The organism is Azospirillum melinis, from assembly GCF_013340935.1.
In the GTDB taxonomy this organism is placed as follows: Bacteria; Pseudomonadota; Alphaproteobacteria; order Azospirillales; family Azospirillaceae; genus Azospirillum; species Azospirillum melinis.
The window spans coordinates 53902-79760 of sequence record NZ_WHOS01000006.1 but is presented as its reverse complement, the minus strand read 5'-3'; the positions used below and the strand labels follow the sequence as shown (position 1 = coordinate 79760).

Sequence of the window (25859 nt, the reverse complement as noted above, 5' to 3'; positions counted from 1 at the left end):
AGGGAATAAGACAATGGGACAGAATGACGGTTTCTCCATCGACCGCCGCGGCCTGCTCTCCACCGCGCTGAAAGGTGCGGCGGGCACCGCCGTTGCGGCGGCCCTTCCGCCGGTCCTGGCGGCCGGGATGAGCAGCCCGGCGCTGGCGCAGACCTCTCAGATCACCGTGGCCGATCCGGGCGGCCCCTACAGCCCGGCCTTCCGCAAGGCGTTCTACGACCCGTTCGAGAAGGCCACCGGCATCAAGGTCGTCAATGTCGCCCGCGAGGCCGAACCGACCGCCCAGTTCAAGGCAATCGTCGAAACCAGATCCTACAGCTGGGACGTCTGCACGCTGACGCTGTCGGCGCGTGACATCCTGACCCGCCAGAACCTGCTGGAACCGCTGGATTTCGCCGCCGCCGACGCGCCGGGCCTGATGCCCGATGCGCTGACCGGCCAGTGGATGGGAACGGACGTCTATTCGACCATCCTCGGCTACCGGACCGACAAGTTCGCATCCAACCCGCCGCAGAGCTGGGCCGATTTCTGGAATGTCGAGAAGTTCCCCGGCCGCCGGTCGCTGCGCAAGAACCCCATCGACACGCTGGAGCAGGCGCTGCTCGCCGACGGCGTGCCGCTGGACAAGCTCTACCCGCTCGACGTCGACCGCGCCTACAAGAGCCTGGACCGCATCCGCCCGCACATCGCCGCCTGGTGGACCGGCGGCGCCCAGTCGACCCAGCTGATCCAGAGCGGTGAGGTCGACATGATCGCCCTGTGGAACGCCCGCGCCCAGGCCGCCATCGACGGCGGCGCGCCGGTGAAGATCTCGTGGAACCAGGGGCTCTATTCCATCGAGGGATGGGGCATCCCGCGCGGCAACCCGCGCGCCGACGCCGCGCGCAAGTTCATCAAGTTCTGCGCCGATCCGCAGCGCCAGTCGGTCTTCACCGAGGTGCTGGCCTACGGTCCGACCAACCTCAAGGCCTATGACGACATCCCGAAGGAGCGGGCGCAGGCCCTGCCCACCTTCCCCGAGAATCTCAAGACCATGACCATCGCCCGCGAGGATTGGTGGGGCGCCAACCGCTCCAAGATGAGCGAACGCTTCAACGCCTGGATCCTCGGCTGACGACCATCACAGGAGACCCGCCGCCATGCTCCCCTCCCACGGAACGGCCCCTCCCGCCTGCAAGCTCCTGGTCGATGGCCTCACCAAGAGCTACGGGTCCGTCGTCGCCCTCCAGCCCACCCGGCTGGAGGTCCCGGCGGGCGAATTCCTGACCCTGCTGGGCCCCTCCGGTTCGGGCAAGACCACGCTGTTGCAGATGATCTGCGGGCTGGTGGAGCCGAACGGCGGGCGCATCCTGATCGATGGTCGCGACGAAACCCGCACGCCCGTCCACAAGCGCGACATCGGGCTGGTCTTCCAGCATTACGCCCTGTTCCCCCACCTGACGGTGGCGGAGAACATCGGCTTTCCCCTGCGCATGCGCGGGATCCCGGGCGCCGATGTCGACCGGCGGGTCCGGGAGGCGCTGGAGATGGTCCATCTCGGCCATCTCGGCGACCGCTTCCCCAAGGAGCTGTCGGGCGGCCAGCAGCAGCGGGTGGCGCTGGCCCGCTGCTTCGTCTACCAGCCCTCGGTCATCCTGATGGACGAACCGCTGGGGGCGCTCGACAAGAAACTGCGCGAGCACATGCAGTACGAGATCAAGCGGCTGCACCGCGAGACCGGCGCCACCATCATCTATGTCACCCATGACCAGGAGGAAGCCCTGGCCATGTCCGACCGCATCTGCCTGATGAACCACGCGCGCATCGAGCAGATCGGCACCCCGCACGACATCTATGCCCGGCCGAAGACCGCCTTCGCCGCCGACTTCATCGGCGTGTCGAACATCTTCCGCGGCCGGCTCCAGCGCGACGAGGGTGGGGCGCCGATCCTGGTGACCGGCGGCGGGCGGTTCCGCCTGTCGCCCGCCACCGCCACCGCCAGTGCCGCGGCCGGCCAGGGCGAGGCGTCGCTGATCGTCCGGCCCGAACAGCTCGACCTCGACGGCGAGGGCGACAACGAGGTGTCGGGCCAGGTGGTCGACACCGTCTATGCCGGCTCGGAAACCCGCGTGTTGGTGGCGCTCGGCGACCAGTCCACCATCACCGTCCGGCTGCGGCGCGGCATGTCGCCGCCGCCGCTTGGCGACCATGTCGCCGTGCGCTGGCGCAGCGACGCCGGGGTGCTGGTGTCATGAGCGCCGTTCTCCTGCACGGCGCCGACGAGGGCGGTCTGCGGCAGCGCCTGCGCTTCGGACCGCTCTGGCTGGCGGCACCCGGCATCGCCTTCCTCGCCGTCTTCTTCCTCTATCCGGTCCTGCGGCTGCTCGGCCTCAGCGTGCAGGACGCCGACACCGGCGCCTGGACGGGGGAGCATTACGCCCGCATCGTCGACACCGGCGTCTATTTCCGCGTGCTGATGGGCACCTTCCGCATCGCCGGGCTGACGGCGCTGTTCTCGCTTCTGCTGGGCTATCCGCTGGCCTATTGGCTGGCGCAGCTTCCGGAGCGCAAGCGCGGCGTGATGATTCTGGCGGTGATGGTGCCGTTCTGGACCAGCTATCTGGTGAAGACCTTCGCCTGGATGGTGATCCTGGGCCGCACCGGCGTCATCGGCGGCATCCTGGCTGCCGGCGGCCTGCCGCAGCCGGAGATGCTGCACAACGAGTTCGGCGTGATGATCGGCATGGTGCACGCCATGCTGCCGCTGGCCGTGCTGACCATGCTGCCGGTGATGACCGGCATCGACCGCCGGCTGGTCCAGGCGGCGGAAACGCTGGGGGCCGCACCCGGCCATGCCTTCTGGCTCGTCTATTTCCAGCTGTCGCTGCCGGGCATCGCCGCGGCGGGGCTGCTGACCTTCATCTCCTCGCTGGGCTTCTTCATCGTTCCCGCATTGCTGGGCGGACCGCAGCAGACCATGCTGGCGCAACTGATCATCGCCCAGATCCAGGAGATGCTGAACTGGGCCTTCGCCGGGGCGCTGGCCACCTTCATGCTGGCGGCGGCGCTGGTCACCTGCTGGGTCTATGACCGCATCTTCGGCCTGTCCACTTTGTCCGGCGAGGGATCCCGGCGCAAAAAAGGCGGCGGCCGCATGCGCAGGGCCGGGCAGGGCATCCTGTCGGCGCTGGCGGCGCTGACGGCAATGGCCGCGCGGGTGACGGCACCGGTGCTGGGCGAGCGTGGCCGTGACCGGCTGCCGGCGGTCTATTCGACGCTGGTGCTGGTCTTCCTGGTGGCGCCGGCCATCGTGGTGGTGCCGATCGCCTTCACCAGCTCGCCCTTCCTCGACTTCCCGCCGCCGGGCTACAGCCTGAAATGGTTCGAGGTCTATTTCGGATCGGACCTGTGGCTGGGCGCCACGCTGCGCTCCTTCGGCGTCGCCTTCGCCACCGCCATCCTGGCGACCCTGATCGCCGGGCTGGCGGCCCTGGCGCTGGCCCGCTCGACCTCGCGCTGGCGCGGTGCCATCTTCGCCCTGTTCCTGGCGCCGATGATCGTTCCGCGCATCGTCATCGCGGTCGGCCTGTTCTATCTGTTTGCCCAGATCGGGCTGGTCGCCACCGACCTCGGCCTCGTCATCGGCCATACGGTGCTGGCGCTGCCCTTCGCCTTCGTCGCCATCGCCGCGGTGGTCAAGGGGCACGACTGGCGGCTGGACCAGGCGGCGGCGACGCTCGGCGCCAACCGGGTGCAGACGCTGATGCGGGTCACGGTTCCGCTGATCCGTGGCGGTCTGGTCGCCGCCTTCCTGTTCGCCTTCATCACCTCCTTCGACGAGCTGACGGTGGCCATCTTCGTCAGCGGTGGGGTCAAGACCACGCTGCCCAAGCAGATGTGGGACGACATGATCCTGCAGCTGAACCCGACCCTGGCCGCGGTTTCGGTCGTCGTCTTCCTCATCGTCATGGCGCTTCTGCTGATCGCCGAACGGCTGCGCCGGTCCGGCCGCTGAGCGGCAGACCTGAGCCGCCGTCCATTCATCCCGAGATTTTCCGAGCCGAGAGTCCCGACCATGTCCGATTTCTCCACCGGGTTCGCCGGCCTGCTGACCCAGGCCGCGCGGACCGACGGCGAGCGTCTGTTCGCCCGCTACAACGGTGCCCCGCTGACCGCCGGCACCCTCGACCGCCAGTCCGATAGCATGGCGGCGGAGCTGCGGCGGATGGGTCTGGTCCCCGGCGACCGCGTGGCGCTGATGCTGCGCAACAGCCCGGCGGTGCTGTCCACCCTGTTCGGCATCGCCAAGGCCGAGCTGGTGTGGGTCCCGATCAACGCCCAGCAGCGCGGCGACGGGCTGCGCTACATCCTGGACCATTCCGAACCGGCGGCCGTACTGGCCGACGCCGACCTCGTGGCGACCATCGCGGAGTGCGGCGCCGACCTGTCGGGCAAGCCGCTGATCGTGGCCGGCGCCGACGAGGCCTCTTCGCTTCTGCGGCTGGAGCCGATGCTGGACAGCGGTGCCGCGTTCGAGGGGACGCTCCCCGGACCGGACGACCTCTTCGCCATCATGTACACGTCGGGCACCACCGGCCGGCCGAAGGGCGCGCTGGTCACCCACCGCATGATGCGTCTGGCGGGCGAGGCGGTGGCCCGCGTGTCGGCGGCCCGCGACGGCGACGTTCTGTTCGTCTGGGAGCCGCTCTATCACATCGGCGGCGCGCAGATGATCGTGCTGCCGCTGATCCGTGCGGTGTCGCTGGCGATGGTTGACCGCTTCAGCGCCAGCCGCTTCTGGGATCAGGTCCGCGACTATGGCGCCACCCACATCCATTATCTCGGCGGCATCCTGCAAATCCTGCTGAAGCAGCCGCCGGACCCGCGCGACCGCGACCATCCGGTGCGCATTGCCTGGGGCGGCGGCTGTCCCAAGGAGACCTGGACGCCGTTCCAGGAGCGGTTCGGCGTCGAGATCCGCGAATGCTACGGCATGACAGAGGCGTCGAGCATCACCACCTGCAACGACGAGGGGACCGTCGGCGCGGTGGGGCGGCCGATGCCCTGGTTCACCGTTGAGCTGCTGGACGAGGCCGGCAAGCCGGTCGCCCGCGGCGAGCGCGGCGAGATCGTGGTGCGCACCGACACGCCCGGCGCCCTGTTCGCCGGCTATTTCCGCAATCCGGAGGCGACGGCGAAGGCGCTCCGCGATGGCGCGCTGCACACCGGCGACCTCGGCTCCCTGCTGCCGGACGGCACGCTGCTGTTCCACGGCCGCATGACCGACAGCATGCGCTGCAAGGGTGAGAACGTTTCCGCCTGGGAGATCGAGCACATCGCCGCCACCCATCCCGCCATCGAGGATTGCGCCGTCATCGGCGTGCAGGCGGACATCGGCGAGCAGGACATCAAGCTGTTCGTCAAGCCCCGGCAGGGCGCCACCGTGGACATCCCGGCGCTGTCCGACTGGCTCGGCCGCCAGCTGGCGCCCTACCAGAACCCGCGCTACATCGCCCTGGTGGAGGGGTTCGAGCGCACGCCCAGCCAGCGCATCATGAAGCACCGCCTGTCGCCCGCCGTGAATGACAGCTGGGACCGTCAGGCGGCGCGCTGAGGTCGCCCGGCATCGTCTTCAGCTCTGCCTACAATGGACAAAGCCGGCTGTGAGACACAGCCGGCTTTGCCCTTCGCCAGGAATGGGATCGCCTTGGTGCGAGGCCCGTGCCCTCAGCGGGTCAGGCGCGGCTCCGGCAGGCCCTGGACGCCGGGGTCGAACATCAGGACCCGGCCGCCGTGCGGATCCTCGGCCAGATCGGCCGGTCCGCGGCTGAGCGAGGTGACCAGCATCGTGCGCAAGCCGTCGCCGCCGAAGGCGCACATGGTCGGCTTGCGCATCGGCACCTCGATCCGGCGGTCGAGGTCGCCGCGCGGGGTGAAGCGCTTGATGCAGCCTTCGTCGAGGCAGCAGATCCAATAGCAGCCGTCGGTATCGACCGCCGCACCGTCCGGCCGCCCGACCATCGCCCGCATGTCGACGAAGGGACGCCGGTTGCCGGCGGTGCCGGCCTCCGGATCGTAATCCCAGGCCCAGACCATCCGCACGTCGCGGTGGGTGTCGGACGCGTAGAGCGTGCGGCCGTCCGGGCTGAAGGCGGAGCCGTTGGGGATGACGAAGCCGGTCAGCCCGGTCTCCACCAGCCCCTCGGCGCGGGTGTAGCGGTACCACGCGCCGGACGGGTCGCCCTTGGCGATGTCCATCACCATGGCGGACACCCACAGCCGCCCCTGCCGGTCGCAGCGCCCGTCGTTGAAGCGCATGCCCTCCGTCGGGAAGGGGCTGTCGGCGAGGCGGCTGAGCACCGCTTCACCCCCCGCTTCGGGCAGGTCGGCATCGAAGAGGCCGGTCTGGCAGGCGACGACCGCACCGCCGTCCGGCCGCAGCACGAGGCTGCCGACCGGCTCCGGCAGCGTCCAGTCGCGCCGCACACCGCTGGACATGTCCAGCCGGTGGATGCGGCGGCCCGGAATGTCGATCCAGGTCCAGCTGCGGCGGTCGGCATCCCAGACGGGATTCTCGCCGGTGCCGTTGCGCAGGTCCGGTTCGATGACGGCGTCGAGGCCGATGGTGGTGACGGCGGTCACTTGGACGCTTCCAACGGTCCGGCCGCAGCACCCCCCGATGCACCGGCCCGGTCGGCCCGCCAGCGCTTCACCAGCGGCAGCAGCATCGTCAGGATGGCGACGGTCAGCAGAACCGCGGTGATCGGCCGGGTGTAGAGGAAGTCGTAGCTGCCGCCCGAGAGCGACAGCGCGCGGCGGAAGTTGGCCTCGGCCATCGGTCCCATGATCAGCGCCAGCACCACCGGCGAGGCCGGGAAGTCCCACTTCTGCATGAAGTAGCCGGCGACGCCGGCGGCCAGCATGATGCCGATGTCGAACAGGCTGTTGTTGATGGCATAGGTGCCGACCACGCAGAGCGCCAGGATGACCGGCGTCAGCACCGACTTCGGCATTTGCAGGATGCGGCCCATGAAGCGCAGCGAGCCCAGACCCAGCACCAGCATGCCGACATAGCAGAAGATCATGCCGGCGAAGAGGGTGAAGACCAGATCGCCATGTTCCTTGAACAGCAGCGGACCCGGCTGCAGCCCCTGGAGCGTCAGCGCGCCCAGCATCACCGCGGTCACCGCGTCGCCGGGGATGCCCAGCGTCAGCATGGTCAGCAGCGCACCGCCGGTGCAGCCGTTGGCGCCGGCCTCGCAGGCGGCGACGCCGCCCAACTCACCCTTGCCGTAATTCTCCGGCGTCTTGCTGAAGCGCCGCGCCTCGTTGTAGGCGACGTAGGCGGCGATGTCGGAGCCGGCACCGGGAATGATGCCGATGACGATGCCGAGAATCGAGGAGCGCGACACCACGCCGAGCAGCGACTTGTAGGTCGCCCAGGGCGGGATGATGCGGCCGAGCGCTGCCGCCATGCCGAGGCGGACCTTCGGGTCCTCCATCGACTTGAAGGCTTCGGCGGCGGCGAACAGCCCGATCATCACCGGGATGAAGGGGACGTTGAACAGCTCGGTGTAGCCGCCGGTGAAGCGCGGGAAGCCGCCCATCGGGTCCATCCCGACGGTGGCGATCAGCAGGCCGAGGAAGCCGGCGATCAGCCCCTTCACCACCGATTTGCCGGAGATGCTGGCGATGATGCTCAGCCCGAAGACGGCGAGCGCGAAGCTTTCCGACGCGCTGAACTCCAGGGCAAAGCCGGCGAGAACCGGCGCCAGGAAGATCAGCACGAGGATGCTGGCCATGCCGCCGAGGAAGGACGACAGGGTGGCGGTGCCGAGAGCCACGCCGGCCATGCCCTTCTTGGTCAGCTCGAAACCGTCCATCGCGGTGGCGGCGGCGGCCGGGGTGCCGGGGATCTTCAGCAGGATGGCGGTTACCGAGCCGCCATAGACGCCGCCGAAGAAGACGCCGGAGATCATCAGCAGGCCGGACACCGGGTCCATGCCGAAGGTGAAGGGCAGCAGGATGGCGACGCCCATCGTCGCGGTCAGGCCGGGAAGGGCGCCGATGACGATGCCGAGAGCCACGCCCACCAGGGACAGCAGCAGCGCCATCGGGTTGGCGGCCAGCGTCGCGACGCCGTTCATCAGCATGCCGAGTTCATGCATGGCGGCGCTCCTTCGTAGGCGTGAGGCGGGATGACAGGCTCATTCGAACAGGCTCCCGACCGGCAGTGGCACCTGGAGGGCGCTCTGGAAGGTGAAATAGATCACGGCGGTCACGACGACGGCGATCACCGGGTTCCACAGCGGGCTGCGCTGCCCCATCAGCCACATCAGGGCTGCCATGTAGACCACCGTGGCGACGGCGTAGCCGACATACTCCATGGCGTACAGGCAGGCCGCGGTGGCGAGGATGCCCAGCGCCACCCCGGCATAACCGGCGACACCGACCGGCGGAGTGTCGTCGGCGATGGTCGGCATGCGCAGCGTGTTGGCGATCAGGATCAGGCACAGCACGATCAGCACGGAGGCGTGGATGATCGGGAACCGGGCCGGGCCGACGTCGGCGGCCAGCATGGTCTTGGGGAAATCGCCGGTCGAGGCGATGGCGGCGGCGGCCACCGCGATCAGCACGACCGCGATGACGAGATTGGCGATCTTGGTGGAGAGGGGCGCGCCGGCCCCGCCGCCCTGGACAGGTGCGTTGCTCATCAGTCGGACTCCTCGGAAACGGAACGCCGGGCCGGCGGCTCGCCGCCGCCGGCCCGGCGCGTTTCCGTGTTACTTGGCCATGCCGAGCTTGGTCATCAGATCCTTGAAGAAGGCGTTGTCCTTCTGCATGGCGGCGCCGAACTCCGGACCGTCGGCATAGGCCCAGGTCAGGTTCATCTTGGCGAGCTGCTCACGGAAGGCCGGCTCCTCGGCCGCCGCCTTGCTGGCCTTGCGCAGGGTCTCGACGACCGGCGCCGGGGTCTTCTTCGGCACCACGATGCCGCGCCAGGTGGCGACCGACAGGTCGATGCCCTTCTCCTTCAGGGTGGGCACGTCGGGGAAGGCCTTGGAGCGCTCGTCGGCCATCACCGCCAGCATGCGGAGCTGGCCGCCGGCCACCTGGCTCGACACCTCGGCCGGGCTGACCGACACCGCCTCGATGTGGCCGCCCAGCAGGGAGGTCACGGCCGGGTTGGCGCCGTCGAACGGGATGTGGTTGAAGGTCAGGCCGGTCTTGTTCTGCAGGGCCTCGGCGGCGAGGTGCCAGATGGCGCCGGTGCCGGAGTTGCCGATGCGGACCTTGCCGGGGTTCGCCTTGGCGTCGGCCAGGAACTCCTCGATGGTCTTCCAGGGCGCGTCGGCCTTGACGGTGATGGCGCTCGGCTCGGCGTTCAGTCGGGCGATCGGGGTGAAGTCGTCGACCGAGAAGCGGGCGACGCCCATGTGCGGCAGCAGGGTGATCTCCACCGTGCCCATGCCCACCTTGTAGCCGTCGGCGCGGGCGGCCATGATCTCGGTCAGGCCGACGGCGCCGCCGCCGCCGGTCTTGTTGACGACGCCCATCGCCTGCGGCAGGTGCTTCTTGGTAGCGTCGGCATAGGCGCGGGCGACCAGATCGGTGCCGCCGCCGGCGGCATAGGGAACGATCAGCTCGACCGGCTTGGTCGGGTATTCGGCGGCCTGCGCGCCGGCAATCAGGCTGGCCGTGGCCAGGACGCCGACGACGGCGCCGGTCAGAAGGCGATAGCCCTTCATAAACGTTCTCCCTCGAATTTTGCTTGGTGGGGTACGGAAAGAAACAGCGGGTCAGCGCGGATTGAGCGCCGTCCAGGACGCGACGAAGGCCTCGGCCCGCTCGGCGATCTGTGCTGCGGTCATGCCCGGCTTGTAGAGCGCCGATCCCAGCCCGAAGCCGGCGACGCCGACCTCAAGGAAGGGGGCCATGGTGTCGGGGGCGATGCCGCCCACCGGCAACAGCCGGGTGCCGGCCGGCAGCACGGTGCGGATCGCCTTGACGATTGTCGGATTGATCTGCTCGGCCGGGAACAGCTTCAGCGCGTCGGCGCCGGCCGCCAGTGCGGCGAAGGCCTCGGTCGCCGTGGCGACGCCGGGAACGCAGGCCAGCCCGGCGGCCTTGGCGGCCCGGATCACCGCGGTGTCGGCATGCGGCATCACCACCAGATCGGCGCCGATCTCCTTGAGGCGGGCGACCTGCGCCACCTCCAGCACGGTGCCGGCGCCAACCAGCGCGTCCTGCGGCAGGATGCGGCGGATGGCGGCGATGCTGTCGAACGGGTCCGGCGAGTTCAGCGGCACCTCGATCAGCCGGAAGCCGCGGTCGTAGAGGGCGCGGGCGGCATCCTCGCATTCGACGGGCTTCAGGCCGCGCAGGATGGCGACCAGCGGCAGGGCGGCGAAGGCGGCGTCGAGCCGGGCCTTCAGGCCGTCTTTGGGCAGGCTTTCATCAGACATGAGTGTCCTTTCCGGCCGGCGGCGCGATCAGGCCGGCGGCTATGGCGAACTGGAACAGCCCCTTGGGCGCGGTGTTCTCGAGCCGGGCAGTGGGCTCGATGCCCAGCAGGGCCAGGCCCTGGACGTAGCGGCGGCACAGCATGCCGTCGCCGATCAGCAGCAGCGGCCGGCCGCTGCCCAGCGCCGCCCCCATCCGAGTGAGGCCGGAGACCATCTCGTGCCCGATCAGCAGGCCGGACAGGAAATCCTTCAGCAGTTCCGGCGCCATGCGGCGGGTGATGCCGAGCGTGCGCGCGGCGAAGATCTGGTGCGACAGGTCGCCCGGCCCGCTGGCCTGCGCCGCCCGCACGCCGTCGGCGAAGGCCGCGTCGCGGGCGTCTGCATCGGCCCGTGCCTCAATATCGGCGTCCGCTGGCATCAAACGGCCGAGGATCGAGTGCTTGGTCAGCACGGCGAACAGCTCGCCGGTCATGTAGGTGGCGAAACGGGTCATCCGCCCGTCCTCGATCTGCACCCATTTGGAATGGGTGCCCGGCAGCACCATGCAGGCTTGGTGCGCCCAGTCGGGGCGGTCGGCCAGCACGCCGGCGATCTGGATCTCCTCGCCGCGCAGGATGTCGGGCGGTGCGTCGGGCGGGGCGTAGGTGACGCCGGGGGCGATCAGGATGCGGACGCCGGCGGCGCTGTCCACCGCGATGGCTTGCCCGGCCAGCGTGCCGGTGTCGGCGGGGCAGGCGACATAGGGCGCTTCGGCCCAGCCCTGGGCGCTGCCGACCATGCCGCCGGCCACCACCGGGACGCCCGGATTGCCGGCCAGCCAGTCGCCGCACAGCCCGGCGAAGGCCTGCTCGAAGCCGGGCAGGCCGGGCTGCGGCAGATTCTGGATGCCGTGCGCGTTGGCTCGCTGCTCCAGCACCGTGCCGGCGCTGTCCATGAGGAATCCGCGCAGACTGGAGGTGCCCCAGTCCAGCGCGATCAGGGCCGCCCCGTCGCGCTTCCGTCCTGTTTCCATCCCAATTCCTTCGATATCGCGTCGGCGGCCGCGCGGACGATCGGTCCGAGTTCAGCCATCCGTTCGTCCGGCATGTAGGGCACCGCGCTCGCCACGCTGATGGCGGCGACCACTTGGTTGCTGATGTCGCGCACCGGCGCGCCGACGCAGCGGACGCCGATCTCGTTCTCTTCGAGGTCGAGCACCCAGTCCCGCCGCAGGAAGCCCGCCATCAGCTTTTCGTATTTCGGCCAGGGCAGCGGTCCGGGCCGTCCGCCCACCGTGTCCGGCGCCGTCGCCACTGCGTCGTGCAGCTGGCGCCAGCGCGACGGCGGCATCCCCAGCATCAGCGCCTTGCCGATGCCGGTCGAGGCCAGCGGCATGCGCAGGCCGACGCGCGAGCGCATCTCCAGCCCACGCGTGCTCGGAATCTTGTCGAGATAGAAGACCTCGTCGCCGTCGACCACGCCGAGATGGACGGTGTCGCCGGTGCGCTGGGCCAGCGCCTCGATGTGGGGCCGGGCCAGCGCCACCAGCGGCCGCTGCTCCAGCGCCCTCATGCCGAGTTCAATCAGCTTCGGTCCCAGCAGATAGCCCTTGTAGGGGACATGGTGCAGGTACCCCTCCGCCACCAGGCTGTTCAGCATGCGGTGGACGGTGCTGCGCGGCGTGTTCAGACGGGCCGCGATTCCCTTCACCTCGGTCGTGCCGGTCGCCACGCACTCGATCGCCGCCAGCCCGCGGAGCAGGGTTTGCGTTCCGGCGGCCTGCCGCCTTTCGGGCGTGGCCGGGTCGATTACGTCAACGGGCTGGGTCATGGGATCGGTTCTGGTGGGCATTCGTGTCGCCTCGGTGACGGGACCTTAGTGGCCGCGTTGTATGTTGTCAAATCCAACATAGATAGTGCCATATAGTGAGACATTTATAAAGAAGGCAATATGACGTGCTGATGTAGCCATTCTTGACCAGACTGCTCTTCGCCCCTACCATCCGGGCAATATTGAGAACTGCGTCTCAATATTTGGGACAGTAAGTGTGTCGGGTGCGGACCGTACCGCGCTCCGCGGTTTTCAACGATGGCAAGGAAAGGCTCACGCATGTTCGGTGATCTGAAAGGCCGGCGCGTTCTGGTGACGGGGTCGACCCAGGGAATCGGTCTGGCAGCGGTCGAGGCGTTCGCCCGCCATGGCGCGCTGGTCGGCATGAACGGCCGCAAGGCGCCGGCCGACCTCGACTCCACGCTGGCCCGGCTGAACGCGCTGGACGGCGAGGTCGCCTTCCTGCCCGGCGACGTGTCGTCCAGCGAGGGGGCCAGGCGTCTGGTCGAGGATTTCGTCGCCCGCTTCGGCGGCATCGACGTGCTGATCAACAATGCGGGCGGTCTGGTCGCGCGCAAGCCGCTGGAGGAGATCGACGACGCGTTCTTCGACGCGGTGACCGACCTGAACGCGCGCTCCGCCCTGATGGTCACCAAATACGCGCTGCCGCACCTGAAGGAATCCGCCAGCCGGAGCGGCACCACCGCGTCGGTGATCCTGGTCGGCTCGGTCGCCGGCTACACCGGCGGCGGCCCCGGCGCCGGGCTGTATGGTGCTGCGAAGGCTTGGCTGCACAACATCCAGAAGAACTGGGTGGTCTTCCACACGAAGGACGGCATCCGCTTCAACACGGTGTCGCCCGGCACCTTCGACACCGCCTTCCACGCCGACAAGGACACGGACACCAAGGCCCGCATCGGCGCCGGCTTCCCGATGGGCCGCTTCGGCAAGCCGGAGGAATGCGCGCCGACCTTCCTGTTCTTCGCCTCGCACGCCTGCAGCGGCTACATCACCGGACAGATCCTCGACGTGAACGGCGGCCAGTACATGCCCTGAGCCTGCCTGCCGGCATCCGACCGATCCGCATAGACCCTGAGGCCGCAGTCTGCCTTCGCCTGAACCGAAGGCAGACTGCGGCAAAGCCACATTGTGACGTTCCGCCGCATCGATCAAGCTTGTCCCAGATACGAAGGCCGAGAGGACAGGAGGACGGAGCATGGCCCTGCTGGATCGCGACAACGCCAAAGCCGATGACAAAGGCCCGATGGCCGGCGTGGACCGCCGGCTGCTGGTGGTGGCGCTGTCCCTGGCGCTGCTGACCCTGCTGGCGGTTCTGGACCAGTACCGGCCGACGCCGGGATCGGCGCCGCCGGTGGACTGGCAGCTACCCGGCGTGGAACTGCCGCGGACGGTGCCGATGGCGAAGGCGTCCAGCCCGCGGCCGGACGAGCTGCTGGGGGCCGACTGACGGGGTTTCCGGTCAGCCGACCGGCGGGCTGTTGCTCCCGTCGCCGAGCGGCCGTTCCATCAGCACGCCGTCCAACCAGCGGCCGAACTTGAAGCCCACGGCGGGCAGGATGCCGACAGGACGGAAGCCGCAGGCGCTGTGCAGGCCGATGGAGCCGTGGTTGGCGCTGTCGCCGATTGCCGCAATCATCCGGCGGTAGCCCGCCGCCTCGCACATCTCGATCAGCGGGTCCATCAGCGCCCGGCCGATGCCGCGCCGGCCCATGCCGTCGGCGACATAGACGGAATTCTCCAGCGTGAAGCGGTAGGCGCTGCGGGTGCGGTACAGGCCGGCATAGGCATAGCCGACCAGCCGTCCCTCGCACTCCGCCGCCAGATAGGGCAGCCCGCGCCCAAGGATGTCGGCGCGACGGCGGGCGATCTCCGCCTCGTCCGGCGGAACCTCCTCGAACGAGGCGGTGCCGTGCAGCACATGGTGGGCATAAAGCGCGGTGATGGCGGGAATGTCGGCGTCGGCGGATGCCCGCACGGTGATGGCAGGCCCGGCAATGGAAACCATGTGGATCAGCTCCGGTCAGGACGGTCGGCGGGAAGAAGAAGGGCGCAGACGGTCGCCAACCCGCCGCCGACGCCGAGAAGCGCGAAACCCCAGCCCCAGCCGGCATCCCCTGCGCCGCCGGCCCGGTCCAGCACCAGACCGACCGCCAGCGGCGCCGCACCTCCGGCGCCGAAGCCCAGGATGGAGCGGACGGCGAGCGCCGCACCCAGGCTGCCCGGCTCGACCGATTCGGTCATCGCCGTGGACAGCACGGGAGAGTCGCCCAACGCGGAGAAGCCGTAGAGCGCCGCCACCGCCAGGACCAGGGCCAGCGGCATCCCGTCGATCCAGCCGATGGTGAAGGAGCAGGCGGCCCCCAGCATGCCCATCGCCACCAGCACTGCCCGCCGGCCCAGCCGGTCGGATGCGCGTCCCATCAGCAGCGACGACAGGAAGCCCGAGAGATGGATGGCACCGGCGATCCACAGCCCGCGCCCGCCCGCCCCGTCGCCGCCGGCGCCGGCCAGACTGGCGGTCAGGAAGGCCGGCAGCCACGCCCACATGCCCAGCAGTTCCCAGCAATGGGCGGTGTAGCCGGCGGTCAGCAGGAAGGACCGGCGGTCGGATAGGAAACGGAAGGCGCCGCGCAGCCGCCGCGCTCCCCCGCCCGCCACCAGATTGGGCCGCCGGAGCAGGCCCGGCGTGGCGAGCAGCGCCGCCAGCAGCGGTCCCAGCCCGCAGGCGATGAAGGCCGCCTCGTAGCCGAACCGCTCGGCCAGCCATGCTGCAAGCGCGATGGAGGCGAAATAGCCGAGCGACCCCGCCGCCAGCAGCCAGCCCACCGCAGCACCGCGCCGGTCCGCCGGCACGCCCTGCGCCACCAGCATGATGGATGGGGCATAGGTGCCGCCCTGGGTCAGCCCCATCAGCGCGAACAGCAGCAGTCCGCTTTCCGCCGAGCGGGCGAAGAATGCGAAGGCGATGCCGGTCAGCGCGGTCGCCCAACTGGCACACAGGAAGACGCGCTTGGCGCCCAGGCTGTCGGCGAACCAGGATGAGCCCACCAGCGACAGGGCGTAGCCGACGTTGAAGGCGGTCTGGATCGACCCGGCCTCTCCCGCCGACATGCCCCAGGCCTGCATCGCGGGCACGAGCGCGCCGGCATAGACCATGAAGGACAGCGAGGTGGCGAAACGGCTGGCGCAGAGCAGCACGAACCAGATCGGCCGGGAGGAGGGGGCGGGAGCGGTGATGGCGGCGGTCGTCATGGCCACACCGTCGCGGACCGCCGGAGAAAAGGCAAATTTATTGATTTGATCGAAATCATAAGGAAGACTGTTGGTATGCGCGGCCTGAACCTCGACCAGCTCATCACCTTCGCGACCGTCGTCGAGCATGGCGGCTTCACCGAGGCCGCCGGGCGGCTCGGTCTGACCCAGCCGGCGGTCAGCATGCAGATCCGCAACCTGGAGGAGCGCTTCGGCGTGCGGCTGGTGGAGCGGGTGGGCAAGCGTGCCCTGCCGACCGCGGCCGGTCGCGACCTGCTGCCCTTCATCCGCCGCCTGCGCGAGGAGATGGAGGCGGCAGCGGCCGCCATGGGCCGACACCGCGCCGGGCAGGTCGGGCGCGTGCGCATCGGCACCGGGGCCACCGCCTGCATCTACCGCCTGCCGCCGGTCCTGACCGCCCTGCGCAACGCCCATCCCGGGCTGGAGATCATCGTCGTCACCGGCAACACGCCGGACATCCTGGATGCGGTGGAAGGCGGAACGCTGGATCTCGCGCTGGTCACCCTGCCGGCCGGCCGCCCCGGCCTGTCCATCGAGCCGGTCTGTGCCGAGGAACTGGTCTGCGTCGGCCCCCGCGACGACTTTCATCAGCAGCAGGCTGTCGCCCCGACGGCGCTGGCGGATGAAACCCTGATCCTCTACGAACGCGGCGGAACCATGCGGGCGGTGATCGACGGCTGGTTCATGGCCGGCGGCATCCAGCCGCGCCCATCGATGGAGCTGGGCAATGTGGAGGCGATCAAGAACCTCGTCGCCGCCGGGCTCGGCCGGTCGATCCTGCCGTCGGTCACCGTGGCGGGGCCGCAGGATTGCGACCGGTTCGCAGTACAAGCTCTGACGCCGCCATTGATCCGCACCCTTGGGTTGGTGTTGCGGCGTGACAAAGTGCTCGATGCCGGCGTGCGGGCCATGGTTAAGGCGATCTCCGGTATGCGGTAACGACATCGATTACATTTCGGGATATCGCGATCATCCGGAATATTGCTTTTGGAAGGTTTACAGCGGCTTTGGGCATTGCGCACTCTCGACGGATGAGCGTTTCGTTTTTCTTTGGGCGCCTATGACCGAACAGCTGTCCGTCCCGAACGAGCCCGCCGATCACCGAACGGGAGCCGGGCCGGATTTGCCTGCCCCACAAGATACGGATCTGCTTGCAAGGGTGGAGAAGCTTGAGCGGGAGAACGCCCGGCTCCAGTCGGCGCTGTCCACCGCCATGTCCACCGCCCACAGCGGCCGCGACGATCTGCTGACGGTCACCGCGTTGAACGAGGATTTGCGCACCGCCTTCGAAGCGCTGGAGCGCAGCCGCACCGCCCATGCCGACAGCGAAAGACGGCTGCGCGCGATTCTCGACAGCGCCATCGGGCACGCCATCCTGACCCTGGCGCCGGACGGCCGGATAACCAGTTGGAACCCCGGCGCCGTCCGCATCCTGGGCTGGACCGAGGAAGAGGTGCTGGGCCAGCCGGTCGACATCCTGTTCCCGCCGGAGGAGGTCGCAGCCGGCGTGCCCGATGCTTTGCGGATCCGCGCGCTCGCCGAAGGCCGCATCCAGGAGGAGCGCCCCATCCGCCACCGGGACGGCTTCTCCGTTTGGGGCGCGCTGACCATCCTGCCGCTCCAGGGCGACGAGGAGGGATTCCTGTGGATCCTGCATGACCGGTCCGACGAGCGGCGGATGGAGGAGGCGATTGCCGACGTGCGCCGGCGTGCGACCGACATCCTTGACAGCATCGACGAGGCGCTGGTGGCGCTGGACGGCGATTACCGCGTGATCTACCAGAACCGCAGCGCCGAGCAGCTCGACCGCCAGTCGCTGTCGGCGATGCGCGGCCGCCGCCTGTGGGAGGTGTGGCCGCAGCTTGCCGGGTCGGACCTGGAGTCGCTGTGCCGCAGGACAATGACGGAGCGGCAGCCGACCAGCATGGAAAAGCGCTTCGATGGCGAAGGCACCACCCTGTGGCTGGAAATCCGCTTTCTGCCGACGGCGGAGGGGGTGGGCTGCTTCTTCCGCGACATCACCATGCGCAAGCGGGCGGAGGAGGAGGCCCGTGCCTCGCACGAGCGGGCGGTGAAGATCCTGGAGAGCATCAGCGACGCCTTCTATGCCGTCGACCATGACTGGCGCTTCACCTACATCAACCGGAAGGCCGAGCAGTTGTGGCGGCGGTCGCGTGAGACTCTGCTCGGCCGCCGCGTCTGGGAAGCCTTCCCCAAGGTGGTGGGCAGCGAAGCCTTCGAGGCGCAGAAGCAGGCGGTGCGCGAAGGGCGCGAGATGACCATCGAGGTTCTCTCCCCCATCCTGGGCGACTGGGTGGAGATCAGCATCTATCCCAACGCCGACGGGCTGTCCGTCTATTTCCGCGACATCACCGCCCGCCGTCAGGCCCAGCAGGCGCTGTTGCAGGCGAAGGAAACGGCGGAGGCCGCCGACCTCGCCAAGGGCAAGTTCCTGGCCGCGGCCAGCCATGACCTGCGCCAGCCGTTGCAGGCGCTGCTGCTGTTCGTCGACGTGCTGAAGCCGCATGTGCAGGGCAGCCAGGGTGCCACCGCGCTGATGCATCTGGGCCGCGGCCTGGACGCGCTGAAGGAGTTGCTGGACAGCCTGCTCGACATGTCGCGGCTCGATGCCGGCGTGGTCCAGCCGAACATCGAGAACGTGTCTGTCGCCCCGCTGTTCGACCACATCGCCGCCTCCTACCGGCCGGTGGCGGCGGCCAAGGGGCTGGAACTGCACGTCCTGTCCTGCAACGCCGCGGCCCGGACCGACCGCACCCTGCTGACCCGCATGGTGCGCAATCTCGTGGAGAACGCCCTGCGCTATACCGAGAACGGGCGGATTGACATCGAATGCCGGCGGGCCGGCGGGCGGTTGCTGATCGAGGTTCGCGACACCGGCATCGGCATCCCGCCCGACCATCTCGAACGCATCTGGGAGGAGTTCCATCAGGTCGGCAACCCGGAGCGCGACCGCAACCGCGGGCTTGGGCTTGGGCTGGCCATCGTGCGGCGGCTGTCGCTGCTGCTGAACCATCCGGTGGACGTCACCTCGAAGCCGGGGCAGGGGACCAGCTTCGTCATCGCCCTGCCGCTCGGCCGCACGGTTGAGACGCCGGTGACCGCGGCGGAGGCGGCGACCGCCGGCCGCGGCCGCTTCGCCGTGGTGGTCGACGACGACGCCATCGTGCTGCTGGGGCTGGAGACGATCTTCCGCGAATGGGGCTATCAGGTGCTGGTCGCCGGCTCCGCCCAGAAGGCGGTGGAGGGGTTGAGCCGCACGGGCCGCCGCCCCGACCTGATCGTCGCCGATTACCGGCTGCGCGAAGGGCGCTACGGCACCGAGGCGGTCGCCCGCATCCGCGCGCTGTACGACGATCCCGGCAGCGCGCCGGTCCCCGGCCTGATCCTGACCGGCGAGACCGGTCCCGAATGCGAACTCGACGCCGCCGCCCATGGGCTGGGCATCATCCACAAGCCGGTGACGCCGCGCCAGCTCAGCCACGCGCTGGGTGAACTGCTGGGGACGCCGTGAAAGGGCGGGGTGCCATCCCCGCCAACCTCACCCCCGCCCGTCCAGAAAGGCGCTCAGCTGCTCGCCCGCCTGGATGACATGGCGCACGACGATGCCGCAGGCGGCGTCCGCATCGCCGGCACGGCAGGCCGCCAGCAGGGCATGATGCTCGTCCTGGGAGCGGGGATGGTAGCCCAGCGCCGAGAACTGGAAGCGCAGATAGCGGTCGGCGGCGGAGAGATGCTGCTCCACCAGCGCCAGCAGGCGCGGCCGGCCGGCGCGGGCATAGAGCGTCATGTGGAAGCGCCGGTTCAGCTCCCCCATGCGGCCGGGATCGGCCTCCGCATCCATCTCCGCGATCAGCTCCGCCGCCAGGGCAAGGTCGTCCGCCGTCAGATGCGGCAGCGACAGCCGCAGGGCCGCCGGCTCCAGCGCCGCCCGGATGGCGCCGATGTCGGCCGAATCCTCCGCCGATATCTCCGCCACCACCGCGCCGCGGTGGGGATGGAACTCCACCAGCGCGCGGGCCTCCAACTGGCGCAGGGCCTCGCGCACCGGCATGCGGCTGACGCCGAAGGCGGCGGCGAGATCCTCCTGGCGCAGCGGGGCGCCGGCCGGAAGAACCCCCTCCAGGATCGCCTCGCGCATCGCCGCCTCGACGAACTCGGTCGCGGTGCGGAAGCGCGGCCGGTTGCGCGCGATCAATACGGCCAGATCGGCAAGGCGCGCATCGGAGGGTCGGGAGTCGGAAGGGCGGGCGTCGGGAAGCTGGGACATGCGGGGGACCTGGGAGGTGAGAAAAAACGCTTGCCTGGATATTGGATCCAATTTACCAGTCGGATCCTCTCCTGTCCATGCATGCGAAAGGACCGGCCATGACCGGCTCGTCATCCGCCGACCAGACCGTTTCCGACGCGCCCACAGCCCCGGGGGGGCGTGGCCTGTCGCCCTCGGCGCTCGCCACCGGCGGTCTGGTGGCGCTGGTCGGCTATGCCAGTTCGGTCGCGGTGGTGATCCAGGGGCTGGCGGCGGTGGGGGCGGACACGGCGCAGATCACCTCCGGGCTGGTGGCCGTCGGCTTTTCCATGGGGCTGTCGGCGATCTGGCTGGCCTGGACGCAGCGCAAGCCGATCAGCGTCGCCTGGACGACGCCGGGCATGGCGTTGCTGGCGGCGACCGGGCCGGTGGCCGGCGGCTTTCCGGCGGCGGTGGGGGCCTTCCTGACGGTCGGCGCGCTCATCATGGTTGCGGGGCTGTGGCGGCCGCTCGGCCGCTGGATCGCGGCGATCCCGAAGCCGCTCGCCAACGGCATGCTGGCCGGGCTTCTGCTGAAACTGTGCCTGGCGCCCTTCATGGCAATCGGGCAGGCACCGGGGCTGGGCCTGCTGGTGCTGGCGACCTGGGCAATCGTCGGTCGCTTCGCCCGGCTCTATGCGGTGCCGGCGGCGGTCGCGGTGGCGCTGGCGGCGATGGCGATGAACCCGCCGGTGTCGGGCGCGCTGCCGGCCGACCCCTGGCCGACGCTGTCGCTGGTCGCCCCGGCCTTCACCTGGGAGGCGCTGGTCGGGCTGGCCCTGCCGCTGTTCGTCGTCACCATGGCGTCGCAGAACATCCCCGGTCTGGCGGTGCTGGCGACCTTCGGCTACACGCCGCGGGTGCCGCCGGCCTTCCTGGCGACCGGCTTTGCCTCGGCCCTGACGGCGCCGCTCGGAGCGCCGACGGTCAATCTGGCGGCGATCACCGCGGCGATGTGCGCCGGCCCCGATGCCGACCCGAGGCCGGAGCGGCGCTGGCAGGCCGCCGTCACCGGCGGTGTCGGCTACATCGTGCTGACGGCGCTGGCGGCGGTCACCGCCACGCTGGTCACCCGCTCGCCGCCGATCCTGATCGAGGCGGTGGCCGGTCTGGCGCTGATCGGTGCCTTCGGCGGCTCTCTGCTGGCGGCGGTCCAGGCGGAGGAGGAGCGCATCCCCGCCCTGGTCACGCTTCTGGTGACCGCGTCCGGCCTGTCCTTCTTCGGGGTCGGATCGGCCTTCTGGGGCCTGCTGTTCGGCGGGGCGATGCATGTGCTGCACCGGTGGCGCCCCGCCGGAGCGTGAGACCGGGTTTGGGAAGTTCGGACTTTCCAAACCCCGGTCTCGCCCGCGACTGCGCGCGCCGTCAGGCGCGAAGCCTGCGTGGCGTATGAACGCAGCGGTCAGAATTTTCTCTGACCGCGTACAGAAAACCTCAGCCCTGCTCGATCAGGTCGGCGCAGGCATTCACCGCGGCGGCGGCGTAGGGGCGGATGCGCGGCGGGATCTGCGACGGGTTGATGCCCGGCCCGAGGATGCCGACGCCGACCGGCTTCATGAACTGGAGCTGCAGGTCGATCAGGCTGCCGATGACCGCATGGCCCATGACGTTGCCATGTTCGGTCTCGCCCCGCTCGATGATGCCCAGCGCGACCGCGCCGGCGACGTCCTCGCGCATCAGCAGGCGCTTGATCGCCAGCGGCTTTTCCATCGAACCGGGAACCCAGACCTCCGCCACGATGCCGAGGCCGCGGCTGGCGGCGACGGTGCGCGCCTCGTCCAGCATCTCTTCCACCTCTTTGCGGTGGAACCGTCCGAGCACGATGCCGATGTTGCTCACCCTCTGCTTCTCCCATGGTCGCGGTGTAACGTCCGCCCAAACTGTCGCGTCGCCGCGCAAAGCGCAAGGGCCGTCGCACGGCTTCCGGACCGGGCCGCACCGGTACGGAGATTTCCGTCCGGCTTTATAAAATTGCCTGGGTAAATCGCGCCGCTTTGCGGTGATGTCCAAGCGTCCGGAAAGCAGACCGGGGACAAAGCTTATGGATAGGCCCACGCTCGACGTGCGGGTTGTTGCCAACTGCGACAGGCCGTCGCATGGCGCTACAATTCAGAACAAATTGGTCGCCGCCGCATTTCTTACGACCATGTAATAATGCAGGTATGGTGCAATTGCGGGGGGCCGGCCAACGGACCCGTAATGGTGCCGGCAGAGTGACCAAGCGAATCCGGAACGGCAATCATGTTGAAAGGTGCGATCGAATACGCGCCGTCGACCTTCGAGGAGCGGGGGGCCGCGGTGGCCTTCACCACGCCGCTGCTGTCCCAGACCCGGGTGCGCCGCGGCGAGCGGTCGAAGCTCGAAGTGCTGATCCCCAGCCTGTCGCAGGGCATGGGCATCTATGTCGTCGCCTGGAAATCAGTGCCGGACATGGTGTCGATGACCATGCACGACCGCTACCTGCACGACCTGATCGTGCGGGAGGAATCCTGCTCCCCTTACGAGATCCGCCGGGCGACGTTGAAGGCGGCACGGCGCGGGCTTGCCGGGCCGAAGGCGGCACAGGCCGCCCGCCGCGCGCTGGACGAGGATGATGAGCAGGGCACCCTCACCCATTACCTGCTGATCCTGTCGATCCTGAAGGCGGTCGGGCTGGAATCGCCGGAGATGCTGAAGGCCGGCATCGACACCGACGAGGGCCAGCGCCTGACCCGGCAGCTGATGACCCGCGCGGCGGAAAGCCTGCGCATGGATGCGACGCTGCTCTATGCCCGGCTGGCCGATATTGCCGCGGTCACGGCACCGGTGGGGCTGGCGCATTCGCCCCGGCCGGGCCGGCTGACCCGCGGGCTGAACGACCTGAAGGACTTCCGCGATGGCATGACCGGCTGGGCCCGCGACGTGCCGGGCGATGCCGCCCCGGTCGCGGAGTTCTGCGCGGAGGTGGCGCAGCACACCATCGGCATCGGCGAGAAGGTGCTGGGCGATTTCCACCGCCGCATCGAGGCCATCGGGCCGCTGATGCGCGACTGGGACGACGCCTTCATCCGCGTCCGCACCCAGGCCGCCCGCATGGCCTGGCTGCTCGACGGCTGGAGCCACATCACCGGGGCGTGGGAGGTGGCGCAGGCCGAGGACCGCCAACAGCAGGCCGCCACCGTCAACGATTTGTTCCGCATTCTGCCGCTGCTGCCGCGCCTGGAATCCAGCCGCGATTTCGTCGAGGATTCCAAGCAGGTCAAGATGGCCCACCGCCGCTCCGTCCGCATGCTGGAGGATTGGCGCACCGGCCAGATGGACATCGACGCCATCCGCCGGATCGAGGCGGTGAAGGCCCGCGCCCCATGAGCGGACCGGCGGACGGACGGGGCGGGGGCGACCGCCTGCCGGGGCTGGAGAGCCGGCTGTTCGACATTCCCGAGGACAAGTTCATCGAGGTGGTCCGCCTGCTGGAGCGGGTGCGCGACCATCCCGACGTGCGCCAGACCTTCACCGCCATCCGCCCGCGGCTGGTCCAGGTGCGCCCGAACCGCCGGCCGACGCTGAAGCGCGTGCTCTGCATGCCGTTCGAGGATGTGCTGGAAAGCTTCAACGGCGTCGACGTGCCGGTGGGCCGCATCGAACGGCGGGTGATCGACCCGGTGTGGCGGCTGGTGACGGAATGCGGCGACCGTGCCCTGATCGACCAGCTCGACCGGCAGGTGCAGGAGACGGCACCCGGCAATCTCAACGCCCTGCGCAACATCGGGCGCCGGCTTTGGCCGATGGCCGCCCAAGCCATTCAGGGGGCCATACGGGGTGTAGCCGGAGGGGCAGGGGAGCCGGACACCGGCCGTCAGGCGCTGTGGCGCGTCCTGCAGGGCGACGAGGAGATGCGGCGGCAGCTGCAGGACGTCGCAGCCTTCCTCGAAATCGGACTGACGGTCGAATCGCTGAAGGACGCGCTGGCCCCGAAGCCGCTGGCGGTGCTGGACGACCTGCATGTGGACGCCATCGAACAGGCGGTCCAGGCGGTGGCGCGGCAATCGGCCGGGCTGGTCTATTACCTGCTGCTGGTCGCCGCCTCGCGCATGGCGAACCCGGCCGACCTGCTGACGGTGCTGAACGATCTGGATTTCGGCAAGGCGCGGCGCGAGCAGCCGGCGATCTTCGCCCAGCTGAGCGGTCTGGTCGTCACCAATCTGGAGGAGCGCTCGGCCCGTCTCGAAGGCAAAGGCTGCGGCACCGGCCACAGCGCCGGGCAGGGCGAAGCCGCCGTCGCCATCGCTCCGGAAGAGGCCATCGCCATTGCCGAACGGCTGGTCGCCAGCATCGACACCACCTCCGCCGCCATGGATGTCCTGGCCGATCCGGCCTATCGCGAGCGGCTGGACGCGGTGAAGGCGACGGTGCGGACCATGGTGGCCGGCACCGTCCTGGACACTGCATCGGCCGGCATCCTGACTGCCGTCCCTGCCCCCGCCGGGAACGGTTGCACCGCCCCGGTGGACGAGGACGCCCAGGCCGCCGCCGAGGACCACGCCCGCGCGCTGCGCCGCTGCGAGGGGCTGGCCGGTGCGCTCGGCCTGCACGAGCCGTTGAAGGACACGCTGGTGTCGATGGAAAAGGGGCTGATGGCGCGGGCCCACGCCCTGCTGGCGGACTATCCCAAGGCGGCCGGCGAACCGGACGATGCCGAGACGGCGGAGATGAACCTGTTCTACGCCCTGCGCCTGCTGGAGCTGGTCGCCGGTCCCGCCAAGGCCGACCGGCTCCGCACCGCCATCATGGCCGCGACGGGAGAATTCGCGGAGGAGTAGGGCGCGCGCCGTTCCCTCACGAGGTCACCCTCACGAGGTCGCCGGCAGGGCGTCCCGCGCCTCGTCCTCCTCGGCATAGCGGCGGGCCAGGACGGCGCAGACCATCAGCTGGATCTGGTGGAACAGCATGACCGGCAGCAGCACCAGCCCGGCGGTGGCGGGGGCGAACAGCACGCCGGCCATCGGCACGCCGCTGACCAGCGACTTCTTCGATCCGCAGAAGACGATCACCGCCTCGTCGGCGCGGGAGAAGCCCAGGCGGCGGCTCAGCAGCGTCGTGCCGACCAGGAAAACCGCCAGGATGGCGCAGTCGATCACCACCACCATGCCCAGTGCGGCCGGCGGCACCTGATGCCACAGCCCGTTCACCACCGCCTCGCTGAAGGCGAGATAGACGACCAGCAGGATCGAACCGCGGTCGGTGAAGCGCAGCATCGTCTTGTGCCGGGCCGCCCAGGCGCCGATCCAGCGCCGCAGCAGCTGGCCGGCGACGAAGGGCAGCAGCAACTGCGCCGCGATGGTCTGCAAGGTGTCGAGCGACAGCGCCGATCCCTGCACCTTCAGGAACAGCGCCACCAGCAGCGGCGTCATCAGGATGCCGGAGATGTTGGACAGGGTGGAACTGCACACCGCTGCCGCCACGTTGCCCCGCGCCATCGAGGTGAAGGCGATGGAGGACTGCACGGTGGAGGGCAGCAGGCAGAGGAACTGCACGCCGATGGCGACGGCCGGTGGCAGCAGGCTGTGCGGCAGCGTTTCCACCACCGCCCAGCCGATCAGCGGGAAGGCGGCGAAGGTCAGGCTGAAGATCAGCAGATGCAGGCGCCAGTGCGCCATGCCCGCCACCACCTCTTCCCGCGGCAGGCGGGCGCCGTGCAGGAAGAACAGCAGCGCGATGGCCGCCTCCGCCAGCCAGTGCACGCCCTGGGCGAACTGTCCCTGCACCGGAAGCACGGTCGCCAGCCCGACGGTCGCCACCAGGGCCATGGTGAAGCCGTCCATGTTGGGCCGAGGCACGCGGATCATTCGTTGGTCCCCCAAATCGATATCACTGGCCGGATATAACGCGTCGGCTCCCGTAATAATCGCCTTCGCCGTTCTGGAATACAGTATCCAACGTGCATGGCAGCCTTGAATCGACTGGGGAAAATCGGGCTGCCCCCTTGTGGGTTCCACGATGTGGAAAGGCCGCCGCGTCCTCTTGAC

At 69.4% G+C, this 25859-nt stretch carries 23 protein-coding genes; 11 read left to right on the top strand and 12 right to left on the bottom strand.

The genetic code is table 11. From position 1 onward, the window contains the following. Positions 1–13: 13 nt before the first annotated feature. The 4 genes from GBZ48_RS06925 to GBZ48_RS06910 are packed head-to-tail and all read left to right on the top strand — an operon-like array spanning position 14 to position 5593. Complete coding sequence (locus GBZ48_RS06925) at positions 14–1114, top strand: ABC transporter substrate-binding protein (RefSeq protein ID WP_174470346.1); 1101 nt, start codon at positions 14–16, stop codon at positions 1112–1114. Between the two features lie 25 nt (positions 1115–1139). After that, entirely contained in the window at positions 1140–2234 is a 1095-nt protein-coding gene (locus GBZ48_RS06920) for an ABC transporter ATP-binding protein (RefSeq protein WP_174470345.1), read from the top strand. Beyond that, positions 2231–3994, top strand: coding sequence for an ABC transporter permease subunit (locus GBZ48_RS06915; protein WP_174470344.1), 1764 nt, complete (start codon positions 2231–2233; stop codon positions 3992–3994). The genes GBZ48_RS06920 and GBZ48_RS06915 overlap by 4 nt, the downstream gene beginning before the upstream one ends. 60 nt (positions 3995–4054) lie before the next feature. Then, the gene (locus GBZ48_RS06910; protein WP_174470343.1) at positions 4055–5593 is read left to right on the top strand and encodes an AMP-binding protein; all 1539 of its coding nucleotides are present in this window, start codon (positions 4055–4057) and stop codon (positions 5591–5593) included. Between the two features lie 113 nt (positions 5594–5706). Here GBZ48_RS06910 and GBZ48_RS06905 read toward each other — a convergent pair whose 3' ends face one another. From GBZ48_RS06905 to GBZ48_RS06875, 7 genes are all read right to left on the bottom strand, one after another. Further along, positions 5707–6621, bottom strand: coding sequence for an SMP-30/gluconolactonase/LRE family protein (locus GBZ48_RS06905; RefSeq protein ID WP_174470342.1), 915 nt, complete (start codon positions 6619–6621; stop codon positions 5707–5709). Further along, positions 6618–8147: a tripartite tricarboxylate transporter permease gene (locus GBZ48_RS06900; RefSeq protein WP_174470341.1), complete on the bottom strand. Its 1530-nt coding sequence runs from the start codon at positions 8145–8147 to the stop codon at positions 6618–6620. Before GBZ48_RS06900 ends, GBZ48_RS06905 begins: the two co-directional genes overlap by 4 nt. A gap of 39 nt (positions 8148–8186) precedes the next feature. Next, a complete protein-coding gene (locus GBZ48_RS06895) occupies positions 8187–8693 on the bottom strand; it encodes a tripartite tricarboxylate transporter TctB family protein (protein ID WP_109447488.1) in 507 nt (168 codons plus the stop codon). A gap of 69 nt (positions 8694–8762) precedes the next feature. After that, a complete protein-coding gene (locus tag GBZ48_RS06890) occupies positions 8763–9728 on the bottom strand; it encodes a Bug family tripartite tricarboxylate transporter substrate binding protein (RefSeq protein WP_174470340.1) in 966 nt (321 codons plus the stop codon). Between the two features lie 51 nt (positions 9729–9779). Beyond that, on the bottom strand, positions 9780–10445 hold the full coding sequence (locus GBZ48_RS06885) for a 2-dehydro-3-deoxy-6-phosphogalactonate aldolase (RefSeq protein ID WP_174470339.1): 666 nt from the start codon (positions 10443–10445) through the stop codon (positions 9780–9782). Then, the gene (locus tag GBZ48_RS06880) at positions 10438–11457 is read right to left on the bottom strand and encodes a 2-dehydro-3-deoxygalactonokinase (RefSeq protein ID WP_174470338.1); all 1020 of its coding nucleotides are present in this window, start codon (positions 11455–11457) and stop codon (positions 10438–10440) included. Before GBZ48_RS06880 ends, GBZ48_RS06885 begins: the two co-directional genes overlap by 8 nt. Further along, the gene (locus GBZ48_RS06875; RefSeq protein WP_174470337.1) at positions 11421–12254 is read right to left on the bottom strand and encodes an IclR family transcriptional regulator; all 834 of its coding nucleotides are present in this window, start codon (positions 12252–12254) and stop codon (positions 11421–11423) included. The genes GBZ48_RS06880 and GBZ48_RS06875 overlap by 37 nt, the downstream gene beginning before the upstream one ends. Positions 12255–12533: 279 nt before the next feature. Between GBZ48_RS06875 and GBZ48_RS06870 the strand changes: the two genes are divergently transcribed. Then, a complete protein-coding gene (locus GBZ48_RS06870; RefSeq protein ID WP_174470336.1) occupies positions 12534–13310 on the top strand; it encodes an SDR family NAD(P)-dependent oxidoreductase in 777 nt (258 codons plus the stop codon). Positions 13311–13470: 160 nt separating this feature from the next. After that, the gene (locus GBZ48_RS06865; RefSeq protein WP_174470335.1) at positions 13471–13722 is read left to right on the top strand and encodes a hypothetical protein; all 252 of its coding nucleotides are present in this window, start codon (positions 13471–13473) and stop codon (positions 13720–13722) included. Between the two features lie 12 nt (positions 13723–13734). Here the strand turns inward: GBZ48_RS06865 and GBZ48_RS06860 are convergent, their stop codons facing one another. Next, positions 13735–14280, bottom strand: coding sequence for a GNAT family N-acetyltransferase (locus tag GBZ48_RS06860; RefSeq protein ID WP_174470334.1), 546 nt, complete (start codon positions 14278–14280; stop codon positions 13735–13737). 5 nt (positions 14281–14285) lie between these two features. Further along, positions 14286–15527, bottom strand: coding sequence for an MFS transporter (locus GBZ48_RS06855; RefSeq protein ID WP_174470333.1), 1242 nt, complete (start codon positions 15525–15527; stop codon positions 14286–14288). A 75-nt stretch (positions 15528–15602) separates the two neighbouring features. On the opposite strand from GBZ48_RS06855, the gene GBZ48_RS06850 reads away from it, so the two are divergent. Beyond that, the gene (locus tag GBZ48_RS06850) at positions 15603–16487 is read left to right on the top strand and encodes a LysR family transcriptional regulator (RefSeq protein WP_174470332.1); all 885 of its coding nucleotides are present in this window, start codon (positions 15603–15605) and stop codon (positions 16485–16487) included. A 220-nt stretch (positions 16488–16707) separates the two neighbouring features. After that, complete coding sequence (locus GBZ48_RS06845; protein ID WP_343049374.1) at positions 16708–19080, top strand: PAS domain-containing hybrid sensor histidine kinase/response regulator; 2373 nt, start codon at positions 16708–16710, stop codon at positions 19078–19080. A 27-nt stretch (positions 19081–19107) separates the two neighbouring features. Here GBZ48_RS06845 and GBZ48_RS06840 read toward each other — a convergent pair whose 3' ends face one another. After that, the gene (locus GBZ48_RS06840; RefSeq protein ID WP_174470330.1) at positions 19108–19836 is read right to left on the bottom strand and encodes a GntR family transcriptional regulator; all 729 of its coding nucleotides are present in this window, start codon (positions 19834–19836) and stop codon (positions 19108–19110) included. Positions 19837–19934: 98 nt separating this feature from the next. On the opposite strand from GBZ48_RS06840, the gene GBZ48_RS06835 reads away from it, so the two are divergent. Continuing rightward, the gene (locus tag GBZ48_RS06835) at positions 19935–21158 is read left to right on the top strand and encodes a benzoate/H(+) symporter BenE family transporter (RefSeq protein ID WP_174470329.1); all 1224 of its coding nucleotides are present in this window, start codon (positions 19935–19937) and stop codon (positions 21156–21158) included. Positions 21159–21288: 130 nt separating this feature from the next. Here GBZ48_RS06835 and GBZ48_RS06830 read toward each other — a convergent pair whose 3' ends face one another. After that, complete coding sequence (locus tag GBZ48_RS06830) at positions 21289–21693, bottom strand: 6,7-dimethyl-8-ribityllumazine synthase (RefSeq protein ID WP_109447523.1); 405 nt, start codon at positions 21691–21693, stop codon at positions 21289–21291. A 402-nt stretch (positions 21694–22095) separates the two neighbouring features. Here GBZ48_RS06830 and GBZ48_RS06825 point away from each other — a divergent pair, with 402 nt between their 5' ends. Both GBZ48_RS06825 and GBZ48_RS06820 read left to right on the top strand, forming a co-directional pair. Then, positions 22096–23202 carry a hypothetical protein gene (locus GBZ48_RS06825; protein ID WP_174470328.1) on the top strand — a complete coding sequence of 369 codons (1107 nt, stop codon included), beginning with the start codon at positions 22096–22098 and terminating at the stop codon, positions 23200–23202. Further along, positions 23199–24653 carry a hypothetical protein gene (locus tag GBZ48_RS06820; RefSeq protein ID WP_174470327.1) on the top strand — a complete coding sequence of 485 codons (1455 nt, stop codon included), beginning with the start codon at positions 23199–23201 and terminating at the stop codon, positions 24651–24653. Before GBZ48_RS06825 ends, GBZ48_RS06820 begins: the two co-directional genes overlap by 4 nt. 30 nt (positions 24654–24683) lie before the next feature. On the opposite strand, the gene GBZ48_RS06815 is transcribed toward GBZ48_RS06820, so the two are convergent. After that, the gene (locus GBZ48_RS06815; RefSeq protein WP_174470326.1) at positions 24684–25679 is read right to left on the bottom strand and encodes a bile acid:sodium symporter family protein; all 996 of its coding nucleotides are present in this window, start codon (positions 25677–25679) and stop codon (positions 24684–24686) included. Positions 25680–25859 lie beyond the last annotated feature (180 nt).